9 protein-coding genes are annotated in these 9,869 nt (G+C 75.6%); 6 read left to right on the forward strand and 3 right to left on the reverse strand.

Going from position 1 to position 9,869, the window contains the following annotated elements; translation table 11 throughout:
* Positions 1 to 111 precede the first annotated feature (111 nt).
* Positions 112 to 885 (forward strand): YflT domain-containing protein, encoded by a 774-nt coding sequence (locus ACFWH7_RS15720; protein ID WP_378217658.1) that lies wholly within the window; start codon positions 112 to 114, stop codon positions 883 to 885.
* A 10-nt stretch (positions 886 to 895) separates the two neighbouring features.
* Here ACFWH7_RS15720 and ACFWH7_RS15725 read toward each other — a convergent pair whose 3' ends face one another.
* Both ACFWH7_RS15725 and ACFWH7_RS15730 read right to left on the reverse strand, forming a co-directional pair.
* Positions 896 to 2,533, reverse strand: coding sequence for an aminopeptidase P family protein (locus ACFWH7_RS15725; RefSeq protein ID WP_378217660.1), 1,638 nt, complete (start codon positions 2,531 to 2,533; stop codon positions 896 to 898).
* Positions 2,530 to 3,432, reverse strand: a complete 903-nt coding sequence (locus ACFWH7_RS15730; RefSeq protein WP_378217662.1) for an alpha/beta fold hydrolase — start codon at positions 3,430 to 3,432, stop codon at positions 2,530 to 2,532. The genes ACFWH7_RS15725 and ACFWH7_RS15730 overlap by 4 nt, the downstream gene beginning before the upstream one ends.
* A 117-nt stretch (positions 3,433 to 3,549) precedes the next feature.
* Between ACFWH7_RS15730 and ACFWH7_RS15735 the strand changes: the two genes are divergently transcribed.
* The 4 genes from ACFWH7_RS15735 to ACFWH7_RS15750 all read left to right on the forward strand — a co-directional run bounded on the left by ACFWH7_RS15735 (position 3,550) and on the right by ACFWH7_RS15750 (position 7,101).
* The gene (locus ACFWH7_RS15735; RefSeq protein ID WP_378217664.1) at positions 3,550 to 4,389 is read left to right on the forward strand and encodes a PHP domain-containing protein; all 840 of its coding nucleotides are present in this window, start codon (positions 3,550 to 3,552) and stop codon (positions 4,387 to 4,389) included.
* 7 nt (positions 4,390 to 4,396) lie between these two features.
* Positions 4,397 to 5,029, forward strand: a complete 633-nt coding sequence (locus ACFWH7_RS15740) for a MarC family protein (RefSeq protein ID WP_154799154.1) — start codon at positions 4,397 to 4,399, stop codon at positions 5,027 to 5,029.
* Positions 5,030 to 5,194: 165 nt separating this feature from the next.
* Complete coding sequence (locus ACFWH7_RS15745; RefSeq protein WP_378217667.1) at positions 5,195 to 5,914, forward strand: FadR/GntR family transcriptional regulator; 720 nt, start codon at positions 5,195 to 5,197, stop codon at positions 5,912 to 5,914.
* The gene (locus ACFWH7_RS15750) at positions 5,911 to 7,101 is read left to right on the forward strand and encodes a CynX/NimT family MFS transporter (RefSeq protein ID WP_378217669.1); all 1,191 of its coding nucleotides are present in this window, start codon (positions 5,911 to 5,913) and stop codon (positions 7,099 to 7,101) included. Before ACFWH7_RS15745 ends, ACFWH7_RS15750 begins: the two co-directional genes overlap by 4 nt.
* A gap of 106 nt (positions 7,102 to 7,207) precedes the next feature.
* Here ACFWH7_RS15750 and ACFWH7_RS15755 read toward each other — a convergent pair whose 3' ends face one another.
* Positions 7,208 to 8,884: a DEAD/DEAH box helicase gene (locus tag ACFWH7_RS15755; protein ID WP_378217671.1), complete on the reverse strand. Its 1,677-nt coding sequence runs from the start codon at positions 8,882 to 8,884 to the stop codon at positions 7,208 to 7,210.
* Positions 8,885 to 9,125: 241 nt separating this feature from the next.
* Here ACFWH7_RS15755 and ACFWH7_RS15760 point away from each other — a divergent pair, with 241 nt between their 5' ends.
* Positions 9,126 to 9,839 carry a ferritin-like fold-containing protein gene (locus tag ACFWH7_RS15760; protein WP_378217673.1) on the forward strand — a complete coding sequence of 238 codons (714 nt, stop codon included), beginning with the start codon at positions 9,126 to 9,128 and terminating at the stop codon, positions 9,837 to 9,839.
* Positions 9,840 to 9,869: the final 30 nt, after the last annotated feature.

The raw sequence follows: 9,869 nt of genomic DNA on the forward strand, positions 1-9,869 counted from the left end.
CCCCGGTCGCCGCGCGTTCCTCCGGTGGGTGGCGCCGCCGGGCGGTCCGGCGCCCCGGACGCGCGGAGCGCGGGCCTCGCGCCGGCAGCACGAGTAGGACAGACTGGGCGAATGAGCATGTCACGCCCGGGTGCCGTCCCCCGTGTCCCCACCCCGCCGCGTGGCGAGGAGATCGCCTCCTACGCGACCTACCTCGAGGCGCAGAAGGCGGTCGACTTCCTCTCCGACAACAAGTTCGCGGTCGAGCTCGTGACGATCGTCGGCACCGAGCTCAAGATGGTCGAGCGCGTCACGGGCCGGCTCACCTACGGGCGCGTCGCGATCGCGGGCGCGGCGTCCGGCGCGTGGTTCGGCCTCTTCGTCGGTCTGCTGCTGTTCCTCTTCTCCGGTGACGGCGCGTTCGTGCTTACCGCCATCGGGATCGGCGCCGGGTTCGGGTTGCTCTTCTCGGTGCTGTCGTACGCGCTCACGCAGGGCAAGCGCGACTTCACGTCGCAGAGCCAGATCGTCGCGTCGTCGTACGGGATCCTCTGCGCGCCCGAGCGCGCGGGCGACGCGCGCCAGCTCCTGTCGCGGATGCCGGAGGGCGCGGGCGGGGTCCGCGCGCCGGCCGCCCCCGCGAACCCGACGTGGGGCACGCCCGGGGCGACCCCGCCTCCCGCGCCGACCGCGCCGGCGCCCGAGCCGCCGGCGGCCACCGCTCCCGCTCCCGCGCCCCCGGTCGCGCCGCCGGCCCGGACCCCCGACCCCCGCTGGACCACGCCGACCGGGGAGCCGCGCTACGGCGCCATGCGCCCGACGTCGGACCAGCCCGCCGACGCGCAGCCGGACGCCCAGCCCGCGCCGGGAGCGCAGCAGCCCGACCAGCCCGAGCGCCCCGCCTGACGGACGCGGCTCAGCCGCGCAGGCGCGCCATCCAGGCCTCGACGTCCTCGGGGCGGCGCGGGAGCGCTGCCGAGAGGTTCTCGTTGCCGTCGGCCGTGACGAGCACGTCGTCCTCGATGCGGACGCCGATGCCGCGGTACTCCTCCGGGACCGCCAGGTCGTCCGCCTTGAAGTAGAGGCCGGGCTCGATCGTGAAGACCATGCCGGGCTCCAGGACCCCGTCGAGGTAGAGCTCGCGACGCGCCTGCGCGCAGTCGTGCACGTCCAGGCCGAGGTGGTGGCTCGTGCCGTGCACCATCCAGCGGCGGTGCTGCTGCCCCTCGGACGACAGCGACTCGGGCGCGCTCACGGGGAGCAGGCCCCACTCCTCGAGGCGCGCGGCGATGACCTCCATCGCGGCGGCGTGCACGTCGCGGAAGCGCGCGCCCGGCACGGCGACGGCGAACGCGGCGTCCGCGGCGTCGAGCACGGCCTGGTACACGCGGCGCTGGACCTCGGTGTACTCGCCGTCGACGGGGAGCGTGCGCGTCACGTCGGCCGTGTAGAGCGAGTCGACCTCGACGCCCGCGTCGAGCAGCACGAGGTCGCCCGTGCGCACGACGCCGTCGTTGCGGATCCAGTGCAGCGTCGTGGCGTGCTCGCCCGCCGCGGCGATCGTCTCGTAGCCGACCGTGTTGCCCTCGAGGCGCGCGTGCGCGTCGAAGGTCGTCTCGATGACGCGCTCGCCGCGCCGGTGCTCGACGGCGCGGGCGAGGTTCCGCACGACCTCCTCGAAGCCCGCAATCGTCGCGGCGACGGCCTCGCGCATCTGCTCGACCTCGTGGGCGTCCTTGACGAGCCGCAGCTCGGAGACGGCCTCGACGAGCGCGGCGTCCGTGCGGCGGTACGCGGCCTCCGCGCGCGCCAGCCACTCGGCCTCGGTGAGCTGCTCGTCCGGGGCGGCCTCGACGGCGTCCAGCCCGGCCTCGGCGCGGATCGCCTCGACGAGCGCCTCGACGGCCTCGTCGGCGCCCGCGACGACGAGCAGCGTCACCCCGCCCGGGCCGACGTCCTTCGCGAGCGCGTCGCGCAGCTCGTCCACGTGGCGGGCCTCGACGCCGGTGGCGGTCGTGACGTCGTCGAGCGACGGTCGCGCGCCCACCCAGAACTCCCCGTAGCGCGAGTCGGCGTAGAACTCCTCGGTGTCGCGCGCGGCGAGCGGGCGCACGTAGAGCACGGCGTGGTGGTCGGAGCCGCCGTCGCCCGTCCCGGGCTCCACCGGGTGCAGCACGAGCACCGCGTCGGGCTCCTGGTCCGTGCCGTAGCCGGTGAGGTGCGCGAACGCCGAGTGCGGACGGAACCGGTAGTCGGTGTCGTTCGAGCGCGTCTTCAGCGGGCCGGCGGGCACCACGAGACGTGCGCCCGGGAACCGGGCGGACAGCGCGGCGCGGCGGGCGACGGTGAACGGGGCGGCCGGGAGGGGCTCGACGTCGAGCTCCGCGCGCGGCGCCCAGCCGCTCGTGATGAAGGCCTTGAACGCGTCGGAGTCGGGGCGCTGCGAGCGGTTGCTCCCGCGCGCGGCCAGGTCCTGGCCGTCGCCGGCGTTCTCGGGGGCCTGGTCGGGCGTCTCGGACGTGGGCTCGGGCGTGACGGGGGTGGCGTCGGTCATGCCCCCAGTCTCGCACCGCGCACGCGGCCGAAGTCCGCGAGCGCGCGGCCGAGCACGCGGTTGAAGGCCTCGGGCGCCTCGCTGTTGACGTCGTGGCCGGCGCGGGGCACGACGACGAGCGCGGCGTCCGCGGCCGCGGCGAGGTACCGCTGCTCGTCGAGCCGCATGTGGTCGCGGGCGCCGTTGACGAGCCAGACCGGCACGTCCACGTCGCGCACGTGGGCCAGCCACGAGCGGCCCGCGAGCTGGGTGAGGGCGTCGGTGACGACGTGCCAGCCGGGCGCGGCCGGGGTCGGTGCGCCCACGTCGGCGGGGCCGGCGAGCGCGTAGGACGACACCGCGCCGCCCGGGAGCGAGCGCCCGCCCCGGGCGATCGTGCCCCACGCGGTCGCGCTCGTGCGCGCGGCCCAGCGGGCGCCGCGCCCGACGGCGCCCCCGCCCGCGACGACGAGGCGCGCGACGTCGCGGTAGAGCGCGACGGGCTTGCCCTTGGGGTCGGACGTGCAGGCCGCGGCGACGACGCCCGCGAGGTGGGTGGGGCGGCGGGCCGCCCAGGCGAGCGACGTGTAACCCCCGAGCGAGAGCCCGACCAGGACGACCCGGCGGTCCGGGCCGAACGAGGCGGCGGCCTCGTCGATCACCTCGAAGGACCGGTCGAGCGTGAAGCGCTCGTGCGCGCGGGCGCCGTGCGCGGGCAGGTCGACGGCGACGGCGTCGTGCCCCAGCGCGCGCACGTGCTCCACCTGGCGGTCCCAGATCGCGCCGGACGTGCGCATGCCGTGCACGAAGACGACGGCGGGCGGGCGCTCCGAGCCGTCGGCGGACGCGTCGGTGCGGTGGCCGGGCGGGGCGAGGAGCGCATCGGGGGAGGGGGCGGGGGCGTGCGTCGTGGGGGTCATCGCTCCCGACTGTGGCACCCCAGCCTGGGACCGCCGTGGGGAGGGGCCGCGTCCCGTGTGCACATCGTGTGCGGGTCCCGTGCCGCCGACCCGTTGTCCCGTCACTATCCTGGTCCCGTGCGCATCGACCTCCACACCCACTCGACCGCGTCGGACGGCACGGACGCACCGGGGGAGGTGGTCGAGGCCGCGGCCGCGGCGGGCCTCGACGTCGTCGCTCTGACGGACCACGACACGACCGCCGGCTGGGCGCAGGCGACGGACGCCGCGCTGCGCCACGGCGTCGCCCTCGTGCGTGGCGCGGAGATCTCGGCGCGCTCGGGCGGCATCAGCGTGCACCTGCTCTCCTACCTGCACGACCCGGCGCACGCGGCGCTCCTCGCGGAGCTCGACCGCACGCGCGACGCGCGCACGAGCCGGGCCCGGCGGATGGTCGACCTCATCGCCGAGGACTACCCGATCACGTGGGATGATGTGCTCGCGCAGACCGTCGAGGGCACGACGATCGGACGCCCGCACATCGCGGACGCGCTCGTCGCGGCCGGGCTCTCGCCCGATCGCTCTGCGGCGTTCGCGACCATCCTCGCCACCGACACCCCGTACTACGTGCCGCACTACGCGCCCGACGCGGTCGCGGCCGTGCGGGGTGTGCGAGCGGCGGGCGGCGTCCCCGTCTTCGCCCACCCGGGCGCGGACGGTCGCGGGCGCGTCGTGTCCGACGCGGTGATCGAGGAGATGACCGCGGCGGGCCTCGCGGGGCTCGAGGTGTTCCACCGCGACCACGACGACCGCCAGCGCGCCCGTCTCGACGACCTGGCCCGGAACCTGGGCCTGTTCGTCACCGGGTCGAGCGACTACCACGGGGCCGGCAAACCGAACCGGCTCGGGGAGAACACGACAGCACCGACCGTGCTGGAGCAGATCGAGGAGCTGGGACAGTTGGACGTGATCCGATGATCGGACGATGAACGAGTTCTTCGACGTCCGGCTCTTCACGGAGGTCTTCGTCACCCTGTTCGTCATCATGGACCCGCCCGGCACCGTGCCGGTGTTCCTGGGCCTGACGAGCGCGATGGGTGCCAAGCAGCGCAACCAGGCGGCGCGCACGGCGATCCTCGTCGCGTTCGGCGTGATCGTGGCCTTCGCGGCGTTCGGCCAGCAGATCCTCAGCTACATGCACATCTCGCTGCCCGCGCTCCAGACCGCGGGCGGCCTGCTGCTGCTGCTCGTCGCGATGGAGCTCCTCACGGGCAAGATGGAGGAGCCGCAGCCGTCGGGCAACAAGGGCGTCAACGTCGCGCTCGTGCCGCTCGGGACGCCGCTGCTCGCGGGCCCGGGCGCGATCGTCGCGACCATGGTGTTCGTCCAGCGCGCGGGGGAGCGCGGGGGCGGCGTCGCGGAGTGGGTCGCGATCGTCGCGGGCGTCGTCGCGGTCCACGTGTGCCTCTGGCTCTCCATGCGCTTCGCGAACGTCATCAACCGCGTGCTCGGCGACTCCGGGACCATCCTCGTCACGCGCATCGCGGGTCTGCTCCTCGCGGCGATCGCCGTCCAGCTCGTGGCCGACGCCGTCACGCAGTTCGTCCAGGCGGCCTGACGCCGCTGCACCGCGGGTCCGACGGCCGGCTTCCGAGGGTCGGGGCCCCCGGACGCCGGTTCGTCGTGCCCGGTCGTCAGGGCCAGCAGGCGTCGACGTCCCAGGAGAGCTCCCCGCCGCCCGCCGTCGGCGCCGAGGCCAAACAGGGGATGTTAGGTTCTTTCGGTGACCCAGCCGATCGTCCCGCCGCGCAAGGTGTCCGAGCTCGTCGTCGAACGGCTCAGCGAGCGCATCGCTCGCGGGGAGTGGCCGGTGGGCTCACGGATCCCGCCGGAGCCCGAGCTCGTGGCCGAGCTCGGCGTGGGTCGTAACACCGTGCGCGAGGCCGTGCGCGCGCTGGAGCACGCTGGCGTGCTCGAGCCCCGGCGCGGCGACGGCACCTACGTCCGCGCGGCCGACGGCCTCGACGCCGCCCTGGCCCGCCGCGCGCGCACCACCGACGCCTTCCACGTGCTCGACGTGCGCGGCGTCCTCGAGCGGGGTGCGGCGCGGGCGGCCGCGGAACGGCACGACGCGGACGCGCTCGCCCGGCTCGACGCCGCGCTCGCCGCCCAGACCGCGGCCCGCGGTGCCGACGAGGACACGTTCCAGGCCGCCGACGTCGCGTTCCACGGCGAGGTCGTCCGCGCGGCAGGCAACCCGCTGCTCGCGGACCTCTACGACGGCCTCGACCACGCGCTCGTCCGGACCTTCCCGACGGGGGAGCAGCGCCGGCACCACCGTGACGTCCCCGGGCACGAGGAGGTGGTGGCCGCGATCCGGGCCGGCGACGCCGACGCGGCCGAAGGCGCGGTGGCCGCGACGATCGACGCCGTGCGCGCGCAGCTCGTGGAAGCTGCTGCGGAACGCCCCGGTCGCGCGGGAGCAGGGGGGGTCGACGCGTGAGCGGGCTGCGCCGTCCGCTGGGGGTGGGGGCGGTCGTCGCGATCGTCCTCGCCTCGCTCAACCTGCGCCCCGCCGTCGTGTCGATCTCGCCCGTCCTGGGCGAGATCCGCGCCGACCTGGGGCTCAGCGCGACGGCGGCGGGCGTGCTCACGACGCTGCCCGTCCTGTGCTTCGGGCTCCTCGCGCCGCTCGCGCCCGTGCTCGCGCGGCGCTGGGGGCTCGAGCGTGCGCTCTTCGTGAGCCTCGTCGCGCTGTGCGTCGGCTTCGCGCTGCGGCTCGTCCCCGACACGTGGGGGCTCTTCGCCGGGACCGTGGTCGCCGGGTGCGCGATCGGGCTCGGGAACGTCCTGCTGCCCGCGCTCATCAAGCGCGACTTCGCCGACCGCATCGGCCTCATGACGGGGCTGTACTCGATGGCGCTGTCGGGCGGCGCCGCGCTCGCCGCGGGGCTGACGCTCCCGATCGCCACCGCGGCCGGTCTCGACTGGCGCGGGGCGCTCGCGACGTGGGGCGTGCTCGCCGTCCTCGGCGTGCTCGTGTGGGTGCCGCGCGCCCTGCGGCCCGACCCGGTCGGCGCGACGGCGTTCGGCGCGGGCGCGGGGGCCGGGGTCGCCCGCTCCGCCGTGTGGCGCAGCCCGCTCGCCTGGGCGGTCACGGTCGTCATGGGCATGCAGTCGCTGTCGTTCTACGCCGTCAACGCGTGGCTCCCGGAGATCATGGTCGCGCTCGGCCGGACGCCGGAGGCGGGCGGCTGGCTCCTCGCGCTGTGCAACCTCGCGGGCATCCTCGGGTCGTTCGTGACCCCGGTCCTCGCCGGGCGCATGCGCCGCCAGCGAGGCATCGGGGTCGTCCTCGTCGTGCTCGTCGGGTCAGGGCTGCTCGGGCTCGCGCTCGCCCCCGGCGCCGCCGCGCTCTGGGTCGTGCTGGTGGGCCTCGGCCAGGGCGGCGGCATCAGCCTCGCGCTCACCCTCATGGCGCTCCGGGCGCGCGACGCCGCCCACACGTCCGAGCTCTCCGGCATGGCGCAGAGCGCCGGGTACCTGCTCGCGGCGACCGGGCCGCTCGGCCTCGGGCTCGCGCACGACGCCACGGGCGCATGGACGCTGCCGCTGCTCCTGCTCGTCGCCGCGGCCGCGGTCCAGGGCGTCGCCGTGTGGTTCGCGGGCCGGGACGCGCACGTGCACTGACCGGGACGCTCCCGGACGCGACGAACCCCGGGTCCCTCCCCACGGTGCGGTGACCGTGAGGAGAGACCCGGGGTTCGTCGTCGGGCTCCGGACTGCTCCGCCCGGGCTACTCCGCGGGCTGGGCGGCCGCCTCGGTGCCGCCCTGCTGCTCGACGGGGCGGCCGCCGCGCGTGCGGCGACGGTTCCGGGACCGACGACGGCGCTCGCCGCCCTCGGACGGCGCGTTCTCGGACGGCGCGCCCGCGGTGGCGTCGGTCTGCTCGCCCTCGGGACGGCTGCCCGCGCGCTCGCCCTCCGCGCGACGCCCGCCGGAACGGCTCTGGCCGCCCGCCCGACCACGGTCGCCCTCGGAGCGGCCGCGGCCGCCCTCGGACCGGCCGCCCTGGCGACCGCGCGTACCGCCGGCCGGCGTGTGCCGCTTGCCGGTCTCGCCGAGGTCCTCGATCTCCTCCGCGTCGAGCCCGGCGAGGGTGCGCCGGTCCTTGGGGAGTCGACCCTTGGTGCCCTCGGGGATGTGCAGGTCCGTGTACAGGTGCGGCGAGCTCGAGTACGTCTCGACCGGCTCGGGGATGCCGAGGTCGAGGGCCTTGTCGATGAGCGACCAGCGGGGGATGTCGTCCCAGTCGACGAACGTGACCGCGGTGCCCTTGTTGCCCGCGCGGCCGGTGCGGCCGGTGCGGTGCAGGTAGGTCTTCTCGTCCTCGGGGCACTGGTAGTTCACGACGTGGGTGACGTCCTCGACGTCGATGCCGCGCGCCGCGACGTCGGTCGCGACGAGCACGTCGATCTTGCCGTTGCGGAACGCGCGCAGCGCCTGCTCGCGCGCGCCCTGCCCGAGGTCGCCGTGGATCGAGCCGGCGGCGAACCCGCGGTCGACGAGCTCGTCCGCGACCTTCGCGGCGGTCCGCTTGGTCCGGGCGAACACGATGGTGCGCCCGCGGCCCTCGGCCTGGAGGATGCGCGCGAGCATCTCGACCTTGTCCAGCGCGTGCGCGCGGTAGACGACCTGCTCGATGTTCTTGACCGTCTGGCCGCCGTCGTCCGGGTCGTTCGCGCGGATGTGCGTCGGCTGCTTCATGTAGCGGCGCGCCATCGAGACGACGGCGCCCGGCATGGTCGCCGAGAAGAGCATCGTGTGGCGCTGCGCGGGCGTGCGCGCCAGGATCTTCTCGACGTCCGGGAGGAACCCGAGGTCGAGCATCTCGTCCGCCTCGTCGAGGACCACGGTCGCGGCGCGCGTGAGGTTGAGGTGGCCCTGGTTCATCAGGTCGATCATGCGCCCGGGCGTGCCGACGACGACCTCGACGCCGCGCGTCAGCGCCTCGACCTGAGGCTCGTAGGCGCGCCCGCCGTAGAGCTGGACGATGCGCACCGAGCGGCGCTTCGAGGCCGTGGTGAGGTCGTTCGCGACCTGGACGGCGAGCTCGCGCGTCGGGACGACGACGAGCGCCTGCGGCTTGCCGGGGGAGGGCAGCTCGTCGAAGCCGGGCTCGCCCGGGGAGACGACGCGGTGCAGCAGCGGCACGCCGAAGCCGAGGGTCTTGCCCGTGCCGGTCTTGGCCTGGCCGATGATGTCGTGGCCGGACATGGCGACGGGGAGCGTCATCGCCTGGATGGGGAAGGGCTGGACGATGCCCGCGTCGGAGAGCGCGTCGACGATCTCCTGGCGGACGCCGAAGTCGGCGAAGGTCGTGTTGTCCGCGTGGACGCTGGCGGCGACGGACGTCGCGTCCGCGCTCACGTCAGGGGTCGCGTCGGTGCTGGTCGCGTCTGTGGTGGTCACTGGTGCCTCTGTCTCGTTCGGGCACGCGCGACCGTCCGCGGGCCCGTCGTGGGCCCGGCACCGGGAGGCTCCCGGTCGCGGTCGTACGCGCCTCGTGGCCGGCAGCCGATCGTGAATGTCGTGGCCCGGCCCGCGCTGCGGACCGTGCCGTGCCGTCGTCGTTCGCGTGACGAGCGTGAGGTCTGGACGACCGGGCAACCGATGTACGCCCGCCATGATATCGGAGAACTATCCTGGCCCGATGAGCGACGCCGAGCACGCGAGCCCCCTGACCCTGCCCACGGCGGACCACGCGGACGCCGTCGAGCTGCTCGGCCTCGTCGCCTACACCGAGCTCGCGAGCTTCGGCCGCCTCGCCGGCGACGCCGCGCACGCCCCGACGCTGCGGCAGCGGCAGGCGCTCTCTCGGCTCGCGGCAGCCATGCTCGACCGACAGGAGCGCGTGCTCGTGCGCGTGGACGAGCTGGGCGGGGACCCCGCCGACTGCATGACCGCCTTCGACGGGCTGTTCGACGACTTCGACGCGCGCACCCGCCCCAGCACGTGGTGGGAGGGGATCCTCAAGGGGTACGTGGGCCAGGGCGTCGCCGACGACTTCTGCCTGCTCGCCGCGCAGGGCCTCGACGAGCGGTCGCGCGACGTCGTCGTGGAGGCGCTCACGCAGGACACGCCGTCGCAGCGCTACGCCCCGGTCATCGCGGACGCCGCCGCCGCAGACCCGGTGCTCGCGTCCCGGCTCGCGCTGTGGGGCCGGCGCCTCGTCGGCGAGGCGCTGGGCGTCGTCGGCGTCGTCCTCGCCCAGCGGCCCGCGCTCGCGCGCCTCGTCGCCGCGGGGACCGACGCGACGGCCGAGGCCGCGTCGAACGGACCGGCGCCCGCGACGCAGTCGTGGGTCTTCTCGCGCCTCACGGCGGAGCACTCCCGGCGCATGGACCGCCTGGGTCTGGCGGCATGACGAATCCCCCCCCCCCCCCCGGGGGGGGGG

The organism is Cellulosimicrobium cellulans (assembly GCF_042723955.1).
GTDB classification, from domain to species: domain Bacteria; phylum Actinomycetota; class Actinomycetes; order Actinomycetales; family Cellulomonadaceae; genus Cellulosimicrobium; species Cellulosimicrobium cellulans_H.

Excerpts from the sequence above, each read along its gene's own strand:
- ACFWH7_RS15725 (WP_378217660.1), bottom strand. The coding sequence starts at position 2,533 with ATGACCGACGCCACCCCCGTCACGCCCGAGCCCACGTCCGAGACGCCC.
- ACFWH7_RS15760 (WP_378217673.1), top strand. The coding sequence starts at position 9,126 with ATGAGCGACGCCGAGCACGCGAGCCCCCTGACCCTGCCCACGGCGGAC.
- ACFWH7_RS15730 (WP_378217662.1), bottom strand. The coding sequence starts at position 3,432 with ATGACCCCCACGACGCACGCCCCCGCCCCCTCCCCCGATGCGCTCCTC.
- ACFWH7_RS15720 (WP_378217658.1), top strand. The coding sequence starts at position 112 with ATGAGCATGTCACGCCCGGGTGCCGTCCCCCGTGTCCCCACCCCGCCG.
- ACFWH7_RS15740 (WP_154799154.1), top strand. The coding sequence starts at position 4,397 with ATGAACGAGTTCTTCGACGTCCGGCTCTTCACGGAGGTCTTCGTCACC.